Annotated in this window: 13 protein-coding genes; 6 read left to right on the top strand and 7 right to left on the bottom strand. The window is 65.2% G+C overall.

Annotation, left to right across the window (positions count from 1 at the left end):
* Positions 1-2 precede the first annotated feature (2 nt).
* The 7 genes from Q9R14_RS07615 to Q9R14_RS07585 all read right to left on the bottom strand — a co-directional run bounded on the left by Q9R14_RS07615 (position 3) and on the right by Q9R14_RS07585 (position 9,556).
* Entirely contained in the window at positions 3-692 is a 690-nt protein-coding gene (locus Q9R14_RS07615; protein ID WP_306004018.1) for a response regulator, read from the bottom strand.
* A gap of 164 nt (positions 693-856) precedes the next feature.
* Complete coding sequence (locus tag Q9R14_RS07610) at positions 857-3,190, bottom strand: TonB-dependent receptor (RefSeq protein ID WP_271042923.1); 2,334 nt, start codon at positions 3,188-3,190, stop codon at positions 857-859.
* Between the two features lie 159 nt (positions 3,191-3,349).
* Positions 3,350-4,561 carry a tRNA 2-thiouridine(34) synthase MnmA gene (mnmA, locus tag Q9R14_RS07605; protein ID WP_306004017.1) on the bottom strand — a complete coding sequence of 404 codons (1,212 nt, stop codon included), beginning with the start codon at positions 4,559-4,561 and terminating at the stop codon, positions 3,350-3,352.
* A 91-nt stretch (positions 4,562-4,652) separates the two neighbouring features.
* On the bottom strand, positions 4,653-4,937 hold the full coding sequence (locus Q9R14_RS07600; protein ID WP_026108337.1) for a DUF1153 domain-containing protein: 285 nt from the start codon (positions 4,935-4,937) through the stop codon (positions 4,653-4,655).
* Between the two features lie 172 nt (positions 4,938-5,109).
* Entirely contained in the window at positions 5,110-6,867 is a 1,758-nt protein-coding gene (gene flgE / locus Q9R14_RS07595; RefSeq protein ID WP_055754753.1) for a flagellar hook protein FlgE, read from the bottom strand.
* Positions 6,868-6,915: 48 nt separating this feature from the next.
* Positions 6,916-7,644, bottom strand: a complete 729-nt coding sequence (locus tag Q9R14_RS07590; protein WP_055754754.1) for a flagellar hook assembly protein FlgD — start codon at positions 7,642-7,644, stop codon at positions 6,916-6,918.
* 4 nt (positions 7,645-7,648) lie between these two features.
* Entirely contained in the window at positions 7,649-9,556 is a 1,908-nt protein-coding gene (locus tag Q9R14_RS07585; RefSeq protein ID WP_306004016.1) for a flagellar hook-length control protein FliK, read from the bottom strand.
* A gap of 389 nt (positions 9,557-9,945) precedes the next feature.
* Between Q9R14_RS07585 and flgK the strand changes: the two genes are divergently transcribed.
* From flgK to Q9R14_RS07555, 6 genes are all read left to right on the top strand, one after another.
* Positions 9,946-12,063: a flagellar hook-associated protein FlgK gene (gene flgK, locus Q9R14_RS07580; protein ID WP_306004015.1), complete on the top strand. Its 2,118-nt coding sequence runs from the start codon at positions 9,946-9,948 to the stop codon at positions 12,061-12,063.
* On the top strand, positions 12,060-13,025 hold the full coding sequence (locus tag Q9R14_RS07575; protein WP_306004014.1) for a flagellin: 966 nt from the start codon (positions 12,060-12,062) through the stop codon (positions 13,023-13,025). Before flgK ends, Q9R14_RS07575 begins: the two co-directional genes overlap by 4 nt.
* A gap of 65 nt (positions 13,026-13,090) precedes the next feature.
* Positions 13,091-14,329: a putative DNA modification/repair radical SAM protein gene (locus Q9R14_RS07570; protein ID WP_306004013.1), complete on the top strand. Its 1,239-nt coding sequence runs from the start codon at positions 13,091-13,093 to the stop codon at positions 14,327-14,329.
* Positions 14,329-15,783 (top strand): UdgX family uracil-DNA binding protein, encoded by a 1,455-nt coding sequence (locus Q9R14_RS07565; RefSeq protein ID WP_306004012.1) that lies wholly within the window; start codon positions 14,329-14,331, stop codon positions 15,781-15,783. Before Q9R14_RS07570 ends, Q9R14_RS07565 begins: the two co-directional genes overlap by 1 nt.
* 228 nt (positions 15,784-16,011) lie before the next feature.
* Positions 16,012-17,127: an ABC transporter permease gene (locus tag Q9R14_RS07560; protein WP_039246445.1), complete on the top strand. Its 1,116-nt coding sequence runs from the start codon at positions 16,012-16,014 to the stop codon at positions 17,125-17,127.
* Positions 17,124-17,900: an ABC transporter ATP-binding protein gene (locus Q9R14_RS07555; RefSeq protein ID WP_306004011.1), complete on the top strand. Its 777-nt coding sequence runs from the start codon at positions 17,124-17,126 to the stop codon at positions 17,898-17,900. Before Q9R14_RS07560 ends, Q9R14_RS07555 begins: the two co-directional genes overlap by 4 nt.
* The last annotated feature ends 8 nt before the right edge of the window (positions 17,901-17,908 follow it).

Genomic DNA, 17,908 nt, shown 5'->3' with positions numbered 1-17,908 from the left:
GATCAGACCTCGGCTTCGAGCCGGTATCCGACGCCGCGCACATTGGTCAGCAGGCCGGCGGCGTCTGCGGCGTCCAGCTTGCGGCGCAGGTGGCTGACATGGCTGTCGATCGTGCGTTCCAGAACCGCCTGATTGGGGAAGCAGGCCTGCATGATCTCGCTGCGGCTGAAGACGCGCAGGGGCGTGCGGGCCATGTGGGCCAGGATGCGGAACTCGGTCAGGGTCAGGTCCAGACGGCGCTTGCCTGACGGCGTCAGGATCGCCGCCAGGTAGTTCTCCAACTGCACCTCCAGCGGACCGACGCGCAGGGTCTTGGCGGCCCGGCCGCCGCCGCTGCGTCGCAGGATGGTCTGGATGGAGGCCGTGACCTCGGCCGGCTTGAACGGCTTAGCGACGTAGTCGTCCGCTCCGATCCGAAGCGCCTGCAGTTTGTCGGCGGCCTCGTCCCGGTCGCCGACCATGATGACGGGCGTGTCGCCGCGCCGACGCAGTTCGCCCAGCACATCCCAACCGTCGCGCACGGGCAGGCGGACGCTGAGCAGGGCAAGATCGGGTTTGAGCGACGCATGCAGGTCGGCTGCCTGCTGGCCGTCTGCGGCGACGACGGTGCGAAAGCCGTCCCGACGCAGGGCGGCGTCCAGGATTTCGACGCCCTCGGCGGCGTCATCGGCGATCAGGATCAGGCTGCTCATGGCGTCTCCGAAAGCCGCCATCGCGCCAGATCGTCGCGTCGTCCAGCAAAACCGGACGGCTGCAGTGAAGTTTCATATCGCCGTCGCAAAGCCTTCACGCAGACGAAGAAAAACCCCCTCCCGCGCGGGCGGAAGGGGGCCAATCGGTCGTTCGGGAGGAACGCTTAGTAGGAGGCGCGCAGCTCGATGCCGAAGGTGCGCGGGTTGTTGAAGTTGCCGTAGTCGCCCAGGGTGTTCCGGTTCGACGGATCGCGGCGATAGACGTAGGTCTCGTCGAGCAGGTTGCGCGACCACAGGGCCACTTCCAGCAACGGGCCGCCGTCGCGCGTCGTGATGTCGGCGATGGCGACGCGGGCGTTCACGACGAAGGACGAGTCGGCCTTGATCGCGAACTGCTCGAAGCTGTGGGCCGCATCGGCGTAGTTGGCGTCGATGTGCGCCTTCAGGGTCGCGCCCATGAAGGGCGAGTTCCAGTCGGCGGCGACGCTGCCGGCGTTCTCAGGCGTATAGGCGATGAAGACCTGCTGCACCTGGCCGTTGAACGGGTTGACCGTGTCCGGCACCTTGGCGTCCGTATAGGCGTAAGACGCCGACAGGGTCAGGTTGTCGGTCGCCCGGAACTGACCTTCCAGCTCCACGCCGCGGATTTTGGTGGTGCCCGGGGCGTTGATCGTTTCCAGCGTGTTGCGGGTCGAGGCGCCCTGGACGGTGACCAGGCTGAAATCGATCTGGCTGTCGGTGCGGTCCATGGCGTAGACGGCCGCGTTGAAGCGGACGCGACGGTCGAACAGGTCGCTCTTCAGGCCGATTTCGTAGGCCTTGACCTCTTCGGGATCGAACGAGCGGTAGGTCAGCGAGCGCGAGGAGGCGCCGCCGGCGCGGTAGCCGGTCGAATACTTGCCATAGACGTTGATGTTGTTGCTGACGTCATAGGCCAGGGTGACCAGCGGGTCGAAGCGATCGACCTTGGAGCTGAAGGTCAGGTTGGTGGGGGCGTTGTTGACGACCTCCAGCTTGCCGTCCTTGTCGTCCCAAGTGTAGCGACCGCCGACCGTCAGGTGCAGGGCGTCCATGCTGGCCGGGGTCCAGGTGGCCTGGCCGTAGATGGCCTTGGATTCCGAGTGGGCGGTGGACTTGCGGTCCAGCGAGCGGAAGCCGCGGATCGTCGGGGTGGGGTCCAGGATGGTGTAGCCCGTGCCGTCGGCGTTCCACTGGTTCGTCGAGGGCGTGGCGGCGTCGTCGGACACCGTTTCCTTGAAGTAGAAGACGCCGCCGACATAGTCGATGCTGTCGCCCAGCGAACCGACGGCCTGCAGTTCCTGGCTGAACTGATGCTGCCAGAATCCGGCCAGCGAATAGCGGCTGAAGCGGCCGTTCGGGCCGACGACCGGCGGACGGTGCGCGCCGGCGATGTTGTCGTACTGTTCGACGTCCAGATCGCGGTAGGCCGTGATCGAACGGATTTCCAGCGAGTCGGTCGGGCGATACGACAGGTGCAAATCCATGCCGCGCGTGTCGTCGACGCTGAACTGCTGAGGCACGCCGATGTCGGCCTGCGTCATGCGGTTGGAGCCTTCGACCTGGACCAGGGGCGACAGAGCGCGGATGCTGCCCGAGGGAACCGTAGCCGAGGTGAACGGCACGACGGTCAGGCCGTTCGGGTTGAAGTTCAGCAGCTGGCTATAGAACGGGGTGTTCTTATCCTTGCTGATGTCCGCCGCCAGGGTGGCGGTGAAGTTTTCTGCGGGCGTCCAGCGCGTCTGGAAGCGAAGGCCGCGGCGGTCATATTCGCCAAAGCCGGTCTGTCCCGGCAGGATGTTCTCGGTCACCGGACCCTGAACTGAAATGATGCCGTCGACCTTGAAGGCGAAGTCGCCGAGGGCGGGGAAGTCGACGTGCAGTTCGGAGTTGTAGGACTCCAGATTGCCGACGCCGGCGATGGCGCGCATGCCGAACACGCCCGTGGGCTTCTTGGTCACCAGCGACAGGGCGCCGCCCTCGGTGTTCCGGCCGAACAGGGTGCCTTGCGGACCCTTCAGGACTTCGACGCGCTCGATGTCGAGCAGGGCGGCGGCGAGGCCGTGCTGGCGGGCCAGATAGACGCCGTCGACATAGACGCCGACGCCTTGCTCTCGAGCGGGCTGGTTGGCGTCGTTCGGCACGATGCCGCGGATGCCGATGGTCAGGGCGGACTGACGGGCCTCGAAGGTGGCGATGCGCAGGCTGGGGACGCTGCCGTCGGCCAGGTCCATCAGGCTCTGCACGTGGCGATCGGCCAGGGCCTCGGCGTTGACGACCGAGATCGAAATCGGCGTGTCTTGCAGGTTGGTTTCGCGCTTGGTCGCGGTCACGACGATGTCGTCAAGACCGGCCGGCTCGGCGCTGGCGGCCGTCGGCGCGGTCTGGACCGGAGCGGTTTGGGCGAAGGCGGAAACGGGCGCGGCGAGAAGCGCGGTCCCCAGCAGCAGCTGAAGGCGCAGTTTGGTTTGACGATGCATTTTTATCCCCTGCTTAGTCGGGGCGGGGATTACGCCGTCATTGCGATGCGCAGTTTACAGCCGTGCAACAGGCTGGTGCATCTTTGATGTCCGAGGTTGAGAGAAACCTGCAATCAGGATCCACCCCGCCTCCACATCGTCTCCACACTTGGGTCTGGGCTAGACGACGACCGCCGTCGTGTCGCGGATGAAGCCGCCGCCCAGGACGCGTTCGGTGTCCGTCGGATCGTACAGGGCGCAGGCCTGGCCCGGAGCGACGCCCTCTTCGCCCTCGTTGAAGACGACGCGGATATCGCCGTCGATCAGGGCGAGGCGGGCTGGCGAGGGCTGGCGGGTCGAGCGGACGCGGGCCAGGACCGGTATGTTGGCTTCGGCGGCCTCGATGATGGTCGCCTCGTCGCCCAGCCAGTTGGTTTCTTCCAAAGTCAGAGAGGCGGTCAGCAGGGCTTCGCGCGGGCCGACGATGACGCGGCGCGTTTCGGGTTCCAGCTTGGTCACGAACAGCGGTTCGCCCACGGCGATGTTCAGGCCGCGGCGCTGGCCGATGGTGTAGTCGGTGATGCCGGCGTGCTTGCCCAGCACCCGGCCGTCCATATGCACGATCTCGCCGGCCTCACGCCCTTGCGGACGAAGGCGGTCGATCAGGGTGCGATAGTCCCCGGACGGCACGAAACAGATGTCCTGGCTGTCCGGCTTTGCGGCGATCTTCAGACCCAATTCGGCGGCGACGCCGCGCACCTGTGGCTTTTCCAGATCGGCCAGCGGGAAGCGCAGATAGTCCAGCTGGTCTTGGGTCGTGGCGAACAGGAAGTAGGATTGGTCTCGCGAATGGTCGATCGCCTTGCGCATCTGCGAGCGGTTTCCGGCGACGGCGCGGCGGACGTAGTGACCTGTCGCCATCGCCTCGGCGCCCAGATCGCGCGCCACGTCCAGCAGGTCACGGAACTTGACGGTCTGATTGCAGCGGATGCAGGGGACCGGCGTCTGGCCCTTCAGATAGCTGTCGGCGAACTGGTCGATCACCGCGTCCTTGAACCGGCTCTCATAGTCCAGAACGTAGTGGGGGATGCCGATCATGTCGGCGGCCAGACGCGCGTCGTGAATGTCCTGACCCGCGCAACAGGCGCCCTTCTTCTTTAACGCCGCTCCGTGGTCGTAGAGCTGCAGCGTCACACCGACGACGTCATAGCCGGCCTTGTGCAGCAGGGCCGCGACGACGGTGGAATCCACACCGCCCGACATGGCGGCCACCACGCGCGCGCCGATCGGCAAGCCGACCGCCGCCCGCGCGCTCTCCACCGCCGCATCCATGTCGGTGCGGGCGATGTCGGGAACGGGGCAGAAATCTTCGGCCAGGGTCATCGCGGCCATTTAGTGCGGAACCGGCGCGATTTCGAGGCCCGCAAACGAAAAGGGCCGCACCCGTCGCCGGATGCGGCCCTTAACGTCTTCGGGGAAACCCTCAGGAGCGGTAGCTCTGGATCCGCGTCGTGCGCAGGCCCTGCATGCCCCATTTGTCGATGGCCTTCTGCCAGGCCAGGAACTCTTCGGCCGTCAGACGATATTTCGCCAGGGCGTCGTCGAGGCTGAGCAGGCCGCCGCGAACGGCGGCGACGACCTCGGCCTTGCGCCGGATCACCCACCGGTCCGTGTTGGACGGCGGCAGGTCGTTGAGGGTCAGGGGCGTGCCAGTCGGTCCGACCACGTATTGTTCGCCTTTGCTATTAAGGCGTCGCTCTTGCAACATGGGCTTATGCCTCTTTCACCAACACCGTAGTGTCATGAAGGTAGGCGGCCCCGACTAAGGTCCGTTTAAGCGTCGTGGTGAAGGAACGGATAACTTCCGCCCCTCCCTGAACGACTCTGTAAACCTTGCTTGCGCGACGATTCATCGAGACTAACGCTTACTTACTCGCCGATCAGCGTTTGATGTTGATCAGCTCGGCCAGCATTTCATCGGCCGTAGTGATGATTTTGGACGAGGCGGAATAGGCGCGCTGGGTGGTGATCAGGCCGGTGAACTCGGCCGACAGATCGACGGTTGAGGACTCCAGCTGCTTGGCCGCGATCTCGCCCGCGCCGCCCGTTCCCGCCGCCTTCAGGTTAAAGGTGCCCGACTGGAGGCTGACGGCGTAGGCGTTGCCGGACACTTCACGCAGGCTGTCGGGGCTGGGGAAGGTGGCGACCGCGACCTGGGCGATGCGGCGCATGACGCCGTTGTCGAAGATGGCGGTGACGAAGCCGCCTTCGTCGATCTTGATCTCGCTCAGATTGCCGAACGCCGTGCCGTTGGTGACCGTCGACTGGACGACCGAGGCCGTGTTCAGCTGGCTGAGACCGCCGGCCGAGGTGTTGAGGTCCAGCGTGACGGCTTGGGCGGCGATGCCCAGACCGTCAGCCCAAGCCACCTGACCGGCCGGCATGGTCAGATTGTTCGGATCGGACTTGCCGAAGTCCAGCGTCGCCATGGTGGGGTCGTCGAACAGACCCGTGCCCGCAGGCCAAGCCTTCATCGTATCGACGTCCAGGCGACCCGATGGCGTAAAGGCGATCTTGCCGGTCTTGATCTGGCCGTTGGCGTAGGGTGCGCCCGCGATCACGTCGCTGGCCGGCACGGAGACGATTTCCGCATACCAGATGTTCGGTTCGTCGCTCTTCAGGAAGCGGAGTTCCAGGTTGCGCTGGCCGCCCTTGGAGTCCGAAACCGGAATGTTCATCTTGAAGTCGGGCTTCACGCCGACAGGGTTGTCGTCGTCGGCGTTGTACATCGCCATGGAGTTGACCGACGGGTCGTACTTCGTCTTGGCGACGTTTTCGTTGCCCAGGCCGACGTCCGAAAGGTTGAGCGTATAGGCAGGGCCGCTGGCCGGCGTGAACTGGATCTGGGTCGGCGGCGTGCCGATCGCGGTCGCCGAGCCGGCGTTCGCGCCGTTGATGGTCAGTCCAGTGATGGCGCCGGTGGTCGGGTCGAAGGTCGCCGAGGCGTCGACCTTCTGCGAACCGGACTTGATTACCAGATCGTGGCTGTTGGCGCCGGTGCGGGTGTAGCGGACCGACACGTCGTGGGTGACGGCCGGCGTCGCCGTATCGGACACGCCCTTGTAGGACTGGGCGCTGGCCGCGGAGGACGATTCCTGGCTCGAACGCAGGTTGGCGTTGATCTGGACGCGAGTGGTCGGTTCGGCGGTGCCGCCGACCGAGCCGATGTTGATCGAGCGCAGGCGCGACAGGTCGGACGGATCGGTCGAGATCTCGCCGTTGGAGTCCACTGGCCAGCCTTGAAGATACAGGCCGGCGCTGTTCTTCAGATAGCCCTGCTTGTCGACGGTGAAGGCGCCGGCGCGGGTGAATAGGCGGGTGTCGGTCGCGCCGACGTTCTCGGCCTGGGTCGTGGTGACGAAGAAGCCCTGACCGTTGACGGCGAGGTCGGTGCTGGAGGTCGTGCGCTGAAGCTGACCTTCCTGGCTGACATAAGAGCGGGTGTTGGTGGTCACGCCGCCGGCCGAGTAGCTGCCGCCCGAGGCGGTCTGGCTGTTGACCAGGGTCTGGAACTCGCTGGCCGTGCGCTTGTAGCCGACGGTGTTCACGTTGGCGATGTTCTGGGAGATCGCCGCCAGGGCGGCGGAGTTGGCGGCCAAGCCGGACACGCCGGCCAGCATTGCACTGTTGAGGCTCATGGAAGAACGCTCCTTAAATAGAGGTCATCGGGAAGGCGGCGGATCGCATCATGCGGCCGCCTCCTCGGTGGGGACGTTCGGATTCTCCGTATCGTCGGTATCGTTGGCCGCCTGGGCCTTGATCTCGTTCAGCGAGATCACGGTCGAAAGCGGAAGGATGGAGTCGCCGATCACCAGATACGGCGCGCCGTTGTACATCTCGACGCCGGTGACCCGGCCCTGGATCAGAGCCTGGGCATCGACCTTGGCGCCTGTGGCGTCGGTGGCGGCGACCTTGAGGGTATAGACGCCGCCGTCCTCGGCCGTGCCGCCGTCCTTCAGCTTGCCGTCCCAGGAGAAGGTGTGCAGGCCGGACTTCTTGTCGGGCGCGGCGCCCTCCCAGACCACGACGCCCTTGCTGTCGACGACCTGCAAGGTGGCCTTGTCCGCGTCGGCGCCTAGCTCATAGGCCCAGGTGGCCTTGCCATCGTTGAACTCGGTGGCGGTCCAGGCGGCGGTGACGCTCTTGCCGATGTAGTTGGCGGCGTTGTCCAGACCGCCTCCGGCCTGGGCGGCCAGAAGGCTGGTCAGCAGGTCGTTGGTCAGCAGTTGCTGCTCCACGCCGGCCATCTGGGTCAGTTGAGCGGTGAATTGGTTCGAATCCAGGGGCGAGAGCGGATCCTGGTTCTTCATCTGCGTGGTGAGCAGGGTCAGGAAGGTCTCGAAGTTCGAGGCCAGGGCCTTCGTGCCGCCGGTGACCCGGCCGGCTGCTGCGCTTGTGGTGACGGCGTCGACCATGGGGTCAGACCTTCAGATCGACGCGGTCAGGCGTCAGGGAATGGTTGATCCAGGCGCCGGGCGCCGGGACGATGGGAGTGTCGGCTTGGGCCGCCAGGCGAGAGCCGCCGGCGAACAGGGCGTTGCGTTGCTGCTGGCGCTCGAAGGCGCCGCCGCCTGCGGACGGATCACGTTGCGAGAAGTCGAGCGCATCGCCTGCGACCTGGAACCCGGCGTCCTGAAGCTGGCGACGCAGTTCGTCGGCGCGACCCTTGAGATCGGCGGCGGCGGCGGGATTGTCGAAGGCCAGGCGAGCGGACAGTTGTCCGTCCTTGCCGATCTCAAGGCTGACATCGACGCGGCCCAAATCTTCGGGCGTCAGCACCATGTCGAACCGGGTCGAACGGCCTTCAAGCTTGCGGGCCATCTGCGCGGCGAGTTGGGCGGTGGTCTCGACGGTGGCGCGTGACAGGGTGGACAGGCCCTGCGCATGGCTGGACACGGCGGCCTGTTGCGCAGGCTGCGCATCGGCCGGCGCGGGGCTCGCGGTCTTGGCTTCGGGCAACGCTGAATCCGACGTGGCGACGGCAGCAATCGCGGGCTCGGCTGTCTTGGCGGATGGCGACGTCGGCTTGGCGGCGACTTCGATCGCGGCGCTAGAAGGGGTGGCGTCTTCGGTCGTCGCGGTTTGAACCGCAGGAACGGCGGTGTCCCCGGTCTGTTCCAGAGCGCCATGGAGATTGCCGCGCAGGGGCATGGCGGGTTGAAGCGCGGTCGGCGACGACTTCGGTGTATCGGATGGAGCCGCCTCTGCCAGGTGATCAGACGTGCCGGCCGTTTCGACTGTCAAAGACGACGCCGCTTCGGATATCGCAGCGACGACCTCGGCGGGGACAATGATCGACGGCTTGGGCGTCGTCGACGTGACGGCGATCTGGACTTGGGCGGTCGGGATCTGAGCGGCCGCAAGGGATTGAGCCATGGGCGAGGGAGCGGCCGGCTTGTCGGTGTTGGCGACAGCGGTCTGGATCGTGCTGGCCGCAGCGTCGAACGTGGCAGGCGCCGGCGGCGCTGCGTTTGTCGGACGAGGCGCTGTCGCGGCCATGGCTGGAGCGGCAGGCTTGGGCGTGACTGTCGGCTTCGGACCGTCTGTCGTCGTCAGCTGAGTGGGCATGACCGAGGCCTCGGCGGCCTCAACTTCAGCCGGCTTCGCCACGGCGGGAGAAGAGGTCGACGCTTCGGTCGTCAGGATTTCGGAGAGTTCCGAAAGGACTGCTTGAGCGGTCGCGGTCGCCAACGCGGGCTTCGCTTCAAGGTCCTGGTTGGCAGGCGCCGACGCAGTCTTGGCCGCCGTGTCAGTTGCAGCAGGAGGATTTGTAGCGACCGTCGTCGGCATCGCCCCGGCCGCAACGAATGCGACTGACGCAACGTCTTTGGGCGCTTGTGGATCGACAGGGCTTTCCGCCGCGTCCTCGGAAGCGGCGGGCGAGCTTGCGACATGAAGCGATTGAGCGACGGGAACGGCCGGCGTCGGTTGCGCGGCTGTAAACGGCGTTGCAACGACGAGACCAGGGGTATCGTCGTCCTTTGCGGCCGTGTCCGTGCCGATCTGCTGTTCGGACAAGACGAGCTGCGTTTCGGAGTCTGCGCTCTCGCCCGTGGTCGTAGGAATGGTGTCGGTCGTCGCGGTCGGCGTGTCGGCGTCCAACTCGGCCGTCATCGGCTGGGCCATGATGACGCCCAGCGACCGAGCGTCCGTCAGACGGCCGGGCGTCATCCGTTCGACCGGCGCGCCGTGGACGCCCGCGTTCAGCGCGTCGGCGATCTTGCTGGAGAACAGACCCGCATCGACGGCCTCTGCGCCTGGGGCGGCAGCCGACGGTCCGGTCGAAACCGGAGCAGCAGGCGCGAACAGGGCGGAAGCGGTGGACATGGAAGCGCGGCGGCTTTCGTAAGGAGCGACGACGGCGCCTGCTGCGCCCAAGAGTTCGCCGCCCTCGACGCAAGGGTTGGGCCAAGAAAATAGTTCAGCAAAAACAATGAGAAAACTAGCCTTGAGGGCTGAGGCGCCGAAGGGCGGCGGTCGTTATTGCCGCGCTCTCGCCACTTTTTGCCCGGCTTCGCGGCGCTGCCGATCAGCGACGGGCGGGATGTCAGCATCCGATTGGCCCGACCTTTGCGCGTCTTTCCCATCATGACGGCCGCCCGATCAACGATCCTGTGGAAAAACAACGCTTTGTGCGAGCGGGTGTGGCGCGTGGCTGGGCAAGAACTGCGCGTAGCGATGCAGCGGTTGCCGGGTAGGGCGGAGGAGACGCGTCAATGTCGCTGAACTCGATCATGAACATTGCGACCTCAGGGCTGAAGACCGCCCAGTCGCAGTTGCGCGTCACCGCCGACAACATCGCCAACGTCGATACGCCCGGATACATCCGCAAGGTCGCCGATCAGTCGGCGGCCGTCACCAATGGCTATGGTTCGGGTGTCGACGTCACGCGGGTGCGGTTGGCGACAGACCGTTTCCTGCAGGCCGCCAGCCTCAGCGCCGGGTCGGACGCCGCGCGCCAGACCGTGCGCTATGAACTGTACGACCAGATCCAGAACCAGTTCGGCGATCCCAGCAGCGACACCAACTTCTTCGCTCAGGTCGACAAGCTGTTCGCCACCTATGCGACCCTGGCCGAAAGCCCCACGTCCTCGGCTGGGCGTCAGGACACGATCTACAAGACCCAGGCGATCTTCAATGAGGCCGCCGGCATCGCGTCCCAGATCCAGTCGGCGCGTCAGGAGGCGGACGGCCGGCTGCTGAGCGCGGTCGAAACGGTCAATCCGCTGCTGGAACAGATCGCCACGCTGAACAAGACCATCGCCGCCGGAACGGTGACGAACGAGGATGTGACCGGGGCCCAGAACGCTCAGCTCGGCCTGATCAACGAACTGTCCAAATATATGGACGTGAAGGTCGAGGCCCGATCCAACGGCGGCGTGACGCTGCGCACCAACACAGGCACCACCCTGGTGGGCGAGGGGGCGGCGACGCTGTCGTACCAGGCGGCCGGCACCGTGGACGCCATGACGGCCTTCTCCGACATCATGATCACCGAACCCAGCGGCACGCGCTGGCCGCTGCTGGACGGCGTGTCGTCCGGTCAGATCCGGGGTCTGGTCGAAATGCGCGATGTCGATGCGCCTGCCGCCGCCGCGCGCCTGGGTGAACTGACCGCCAAACTCGCGGACGAACTGAACCTCGCCCACAACGCCAACAGCAGCGTTCCCGCGCCGACAACCCTGACGGGGCGCAATACGGGGCAGTCGCTGGAGAACGCCCTGACCGGCTTCACCGGCACGACCACCATCTCGACGGTCAATGCGTCGGGCGTGGTCCAGGCCTCGGCGCGGATCGTCTTTTCCGGCGGCACGATGACGATCAACGGGGCCGCCGCCGATCCGACCACCTTCCTCAGCGTGCTGAACGCCCAACTGGGCGGCACGGCTACGGCGAGTTTCTCGGATGGCCAATTGCGCCTGGACGGGGCGGCCGGAAACGGCGTGGCCATCGCCGACGATGCGGCCTCGCCCAGCACGAAGGGTGGGCGCGGATTTTCGCACTGGTTCGGCCTGAACGACCTGGTGACCACGACCACGCCGACCTTCTACGAAACGGGCCTGACCCTGACGTCTCAGCATGGGTTCGATCCGGGCGAGAGTCTGACCTTGCGCTTCGCCGGCCCATCGGGCGCGCGCCTTCGCGACATCACCGTGTCCGTGCCCGCCGGGACCGGAACGATGGGCGAGATGCTGGGCGCGCTGAACGATCCCATCACCGGCGTCGGCCGCTATGGCGCCTTCAGCCTGGATGCGGTGGGCAAGCTGTCCTTCAAGGCCTACGACCCGACTGCGACGTCGATGAGCGTCTTGAAGGACAATACGACCCAGGATCCGTCCGGCGTTTCAATGTCTGAGCTGTTCGGCCTGGGCGCGACCGGATCGACGCGGGCGGGCGCCTATATGGTGCGGAGCGACATCCAGCAGGACCCCGGCAAGCTGGCCCTGGCGCAGATGAACCTGTCGGCGGCCGCGGGAACGCCGGCGCTGAGCAAGAACGATGGGCGCGGCGGCCTGGCGCTGGGGGATGTGGGCAAGAAGAACGTCGCCTTCGCCGCAGCCGGCGGCAACGCCGGCGGGACCAAGACCCTGTCGTCCTATGCGGCGGACTTCGCCGGTGAGATCGGCGGCAAGGCCTCGGCTGCCAAGACCCGCAGCGAAACGGCAAGCGCCCTGGCCAAGGAGGCGGACAGCCGCCGCACCTCGGCCGAAGGCGTGAACATGGACGAAGAGCTGGTCAATATGACCACCTTCCAGCAAGCCTATAACGCCTCTGCGCGCCTGATCCAGGCGAGCAAGGACATGTACGACGTACTAATCGGAATCCTGCAATGACGCGCGTCGCGACCCACGGGAATTACCAGTCGGCCTTGCTCAGCCTGATGAACGCGCAGGGCCGCGCGCAGCAGGCGCAGGAGCGGATCGACAGCGAGAAGATCGCCACCGACATGTCCGGCTATGGCCGAGGCGCCGAGCAACTGACCAGCCTGACGTCGACACAGGCGCGGCTGGAGGGCTTCATCTCCACTGGCGAGGCCGTGAAGGCGCGGCTGAGCGCCCAGGATCTTGCCATGAGCCGCATCTACGAAGGCGGCAATGCGGCGCGCGAGGCCATTGCAAACAGCCTGGCGGCCGGGCGGATCGACAATCTGATGGTCGAGCTCGGTCTGAACTATCAGACGGTGCAGGGTGGACTGAATTCGGAACACCAGGGCTCCTATCTGTTTGCGGGCGGCCAAAGCGACATCGCTCCCGCCACAGCCGCGACCATGGCCGATTTGACGACGGCGCCGTCCACCGCCGCGACCTTCGCCAACGACACCCTGAAGCAGAAGTCGCGCATCGACGAGAAGACCACGGTCGAGACCGGGTTTCTGGCCAGCGAGATCGGCGGGCCGCTGACTGAGGTGTTCCGCAACATTCAGGCCTTCCAGAACGGCACGGCGGTGACCGTCGGCGGCGTGACTTATACGCCGGCCGGCGCGGGCACGCTGACGGGACAGCCGGACGCCAACGTCACGGCGTTTTTGAAGGCGCAGATGGGCGAACTGGATAAGGCGAATGCGGGCCTGACGAACCAGACGGCCAAGAACGGTCTGATCCAGAACCACGTCGAGACGGCGCTGGACGCCCAGGAAAATCAGAAGACCGCTCTGCAGAAGATGATGCAGGACAAGTCCGGATATGATCCGGCACGGGCGATCACCGACCTGCAGATGGCGCAGGTGGCGATCGAGGCTTCGGCCCAGATCATCAACTCGCTGAAAAGCACGTCGCTGCTCAATCTGCTGCGCTAACTCGTCGTAAAAAAAAGAAAACGGCAACGCTGGACCAAACATTGTTCTGGAACGTATCATGAACAATGGCCCGTCTCGATCTGCGTCGAAAACTTTCAGTTCTGGCTGACGCCGCCAAATACGACGCTTCGTGTTCGTCGTCCGGAACGTCGAAACGAAACTCTGTCGGCGGCAAGGGGATCGGCTCGACCGAGGGAATGGGCATCTGCCACGCCTATACACCGGACGGTCGATGCATCAGTCTGCTCAAGATCCTGCTGACCAACTTCTGCATCTACGATTGCGCCTATTGCATCAATCGCGTCTCGTCGAATGTGGAGCGCGCGCGCTTCGATGTCGATGAGGTCGTCGACCTGACGCTCAACTTCTACAAGCGCAACTATATCGAGGGGCTGTTTCTGTCGTCGGGCATTATTCGATCCGGCGATTATACGATGGAGCAGCTGGTCCTGGTGGCCAAGACGCTACGGGAAGTCCACGATTTCCGGGGCTATATTCATCTGAAGCTGATCCCGGAGGCGGATCCGAAGTTGGTGGAGATGGCGGGCCTGTATGCCGATCGCCTGTCGGCCAATATCGAACTTCCGCGCGACGAGGCGCTGGCGCGACTTGCGCCTCAAAAGGATGTTGGGGTCATCAAGAAGGCAATGAGCCAGGTGCGTCTTGGCGTAGAGGCGGCCAAGCCGGCCAAACGTGAAAAGATCAAACCGCCGAAGTTCGCGCCGGGCGGCCAGAGCACCCAGTTGATCATCGGCGCCGACGGCGCGCCGGATACGGAAATCCTGGATTGCAGCGCCTCGCTCTACGGCGGTTACGGCCTGCGCCGCGTCTACTATTCGGCATTCAGCCCGATCCCGGATTCCAGTTCGATCTTGCCGCTGTCCAAGCCGCCGCTGATGCGCGAGCATCGGCTGTATCAGGCTGATTGGCTGATGCGGTTCTATGGCTTCTCCGCGCCGGAGATCGGCGAGGGCGCATCGAACGGCATGCTCGATCTTGCGGTCGACCCCAAACTGGCCTGGGCTTTGAACAAGCGCGAGCAGTTTCCCGTCGATGTGAACCGTGCGCCGCGCGAGATGCTGCTGCGGGTGCCGGGGCTGGGCGTAAAGGCGGTGGACCGCATCGTTGCGGTGCGCCGCTATCGGACCCTGCGGTTGGAGGATGTCGGACGGCTGACGCGATCGGTGGCCAAAATTCGGCCCTTCATTACGGCGCTGGACTGGACGCCAGGCGGACTGACGGATGCGGCGGACCTTAAGGCGCGCGTGACCAGCCGCACGCCCGAGCAGTTGAGCCTGTTCTGATGGCGGTGGCGACGCTGGACGGTGAGACCGACTTCGACGGCTGGCGGAAAGCGGCGCGCGCGTTTCGATTGGCGGGTGTGGAGCCCGCAGCGGCGCGGTTCGTCGTGGCGGGGGCGGTGGAACAGGGCGGGCTGTTCGATCAGCCGATTGCCGAAGAGGCGTTGCCGAATCCGAAAGACCGCAGGGCTTTCAATGTGCCGAAAGAGTTTGTGGATCTGGCCCAGAACCTGATCCTGCATCGATCCGCTGACCGTTTCGATCTGATGTATCGGCTGCTGTGGCGGCTGAAGGATGAGCCGGACCTGATCAAGGTCATTTCGGACCGGGACGTCGCCGACGCGCTGGAGCGGGTCAAGAACGTCAGCCGCGCCTCGCACAAGATGAAGGCCTTCGTTCGCTTTCGCCAGGTGCATGATGATCTGGGCGAAGCCTGGGTGGCGTGGTTCGAGCCGCCGCATCGGGTTCTGGAAAAGACCGCGCCGTTTTTCCAACGGCGGTTCACGACCATGCGCTGGTCGATCCTGACGCCGGATGGTTCGGCCTTCTGGGATGGAGAAGCCTTGCGGTTCGGGCCGCCGGCGACCCGCGACATGGCGCCGGCCGAAGACGAGATCGAGGATTTCTGGAAGACCTACTACGCCTCGACCTTCAATCCTGCGCGGTTGAAGGTGAAGACGATGCAGGGCGAGATGGCCAAGTCCTATTGGAAGAACCTGCCGGAAGCCGCGCTGATCCCGGAACTGGTCGCGGCCTCGTCGGTTCGAACCGAGACCATGGTCGCCACGCCGTCTCCTCAGCCCAATCCGCGTTTCGCGCGCGCCGTCGCGCCGGACCTGCATCTGGCGCGTCCCGACGCCGAGGCCGTGCCGGAAAATCTCGATGACGTCGCAGGCGGGGTTCAGGCCTGCCGCCGTTGCCCGCTTTACCGCGACGCGACGCAGGGCGTGTGCGGGGAGGGGCCGAAGTCGGCGCGTCTGATGATCGTCGGCGAACAGCCGGGCGATCAGGAGGATCTGGCAGGGCGCGCCTTTATCGGGCCGGCGGGACAGGTGCTGAACGCCGCCCTGGCCGAGGCCGGCATTGATCGATCCGACGTCTATGTCACCAACGCGGTCAAACACTTCAAACACGAGCCGCGCGGCAAGCGTCGCCTGCACAAGACGCCGAACGCGGGCGAGGTTCAGGCCTGCCGCTGGTGGCTGGACTCAGAACGCCGGCTGATCAAGCCGCAAGTCGTGCTGGCCCTTGGGGCGACGGCAGGTCTGGCGCTGCTGGGTCGCAAGCCGGCTGTGATGCAGGAGCGCGGCGCGCCGATCGACCTGAGCGATGGATCGACCGCCGTGCTGACGGTCCACCCCTCCTATTTGCTGCGGCTTCCGGACGAGGCCGCGAAGTCTGAGGCGAGACGGTTGTTCATTGAGGATCTGGCGGCGGTGCAACGTCGTATGAGGTGACGCGAGAACGAATCCCGTTCGGCCGCGTTTGGCATCAGCGCCAGCGTGACCGTTGGACGTTTCATCGGGGGAGGCGATCTCGACACGGTCGATCGACAAACATCCGCGCGAATGTCATCGCGCGTTGACATCGAATGCCGGCTTGACCATTAGCGCGGCAGGGATTTCGGCTGTCTGGTCAGAGGGTCAGGAGAAAATCGCGATGTCAGACCGGTCATCAGAGGCCCGATGAATCAGGCCGCATACGAAATCGTCGATCGTGATGGCGAGGCCCGTTTGCGCCTGACCGGCGACTGGACGACCACGGCGCTGGGCCGTCTGCCGACGGAACTGAGCCGCGATCTGGAAGGTCGCGAAATCGCCAGTATCGACACCTCCGATCTCGGTCGCTTCGATACCGCAGGCGCGCTGGCTCTGGTGCAGGCCTCAAGCGGTCGTCTGTCCAAGAGCCAGTGGAAGGATCGACCCGAGGCGGGTCGCATCTACCATATGATCGAACTGCTGGAGCGCCAGAGCGCCCCGGCGCCCAAACGCCCCAGCGCCTTCGTTCGCACCTTCGCCAAGATCGGGCGAGGCGTGTACGATTTCGGCGGCGAGGCCATGTTGTCGCTGGCCTTCTTGGGCCGGCTGATGGCCGCCGTGGTCGAAGCCGCCAAACGCCCCGGCGGCATCCGCTGGCCGGCCTGGGTCAGTCAGGCGGAGCGCGCCGGTCTGGACGCCATTCCGATCGTCATGATCACCAACTTCTTCATCGGGGCCGTGATAGCCTTCATCGGCGTGGACCTGCTGACCGACTTCGGCGCCCAGGTGTTCGCGGTTCAGTTGATCGGTGTCGCCATGTTCCGCGAGTTCGCGGTGGTCATCGCCTCGGTACTTCTGGCGGGACGTTCGGCCTCGGCCTTTGCGGCTGAGATCGGGTCGATGCGGATGAATCAGGAGGTCGACGCCATGCAGGTCATGGGCGTCAATCCGTTCCAGGCCCTGGTGATCCCAAGGGTCGCTTCGCTGGTGATCATGCTGCCGCTGCTGACCTTCATGGGCATGATCGGCGGTCTTATCGGCGGTCTGGTCGTGTGCTGGAGCTCGCTGAATCTCGGTCCGTCCTTCTTCTTCCAGCGTCTTGTCGAGGACGGCACCATGGCCCAGCATCTGATGGTGGGTCTGGTGAAGGCGCCGGTCTTCGCCCTGGTGATCGCCGCAATCGGTTGCCGTCAGGGCATGGCCGTCGCCGGCGATGTTGAAAGTCTGGGCCGCCGCGTGACGGCCGCCGTGGTGCAGGCCATCTTCGCCATCATCTTCCTGGACGCCGTGTTCGCCCTGGTCTTCCTGGAGCTGAACATATGACCGAAGCGCCAGAAAACCTGATCGAGGTGCGCGGCCTGTTGAGCCAGTTCGGCGAGCGCACCATCCACGAAAACCTCGACCTCGACCTGGTGCGCGGCGAAGTGCTGGGCGTCGTCGGCGGATCGGGGGCGGGCAAGACCGTGCTGCTGAACACCATCATTGGATTGAAAGAGCCCGAGGGCGGGTCGGTGAAGGTGCTGGGCTACGACCGGGCCAACCTGACCAAGGCCGAGGCGGCCGACATCGAGAAGCGCACCGGCATCCTGTTCCAGCAGGGCGCGCTGTTCTCGTCGCTCAGCGTCCTTGAGAACGTGGCTTCGCCCCTGGTCGAACACACCAAACTGCCCAAATCGGTCATCTATGAGCTGGCCGAGTTGAAGATCGCCATGGTCGGTCTGAAGCCCGAGCACCACCATCTTAAGCCGGCGGAACTGTCGGGCGGCATGAAGAAGCGGGCCGGCCTGGCGCGTGCGCTGGCGCTGGACCCCGAGCTGGTGTTTCTGGACGAGCCGACGGCGGGCCTGGATCCCATCGGCGCGGCCGCGTTCGACGATCTGATCCGGCAACTGGCGGACGACCTGGGTCTGTCCGTCTTCATGATCACCCACGACCTCGATACGCTCTACGCCATCTGTGACAAGGTGGCGGTGCTGGCGGACAAGCGGGTCGTGGAAAAGGCCACGGTGCAGGAGCTGGAAGTGTCCGACCATCCGTGGATCAAAGAATATTTCCTGGGGCCGCGCGGACGCGCAGCCACCAAGTCTGCCGCCTGAGGAGAGCG

Origin of the sequence: Brevundimonas sp. C43, assembly GCF_030732185.1 — a bacterium.
GTDB lineage: Bacteria > Pseudomonadota > Alphaproteobacteria > Caulobacterales > Caulobacteraceae > Brevundimonas > Brevundimonas diminuta_C.
This window is presented reverse-complemented; position numbering and strand designations above follow the sequence as displayed.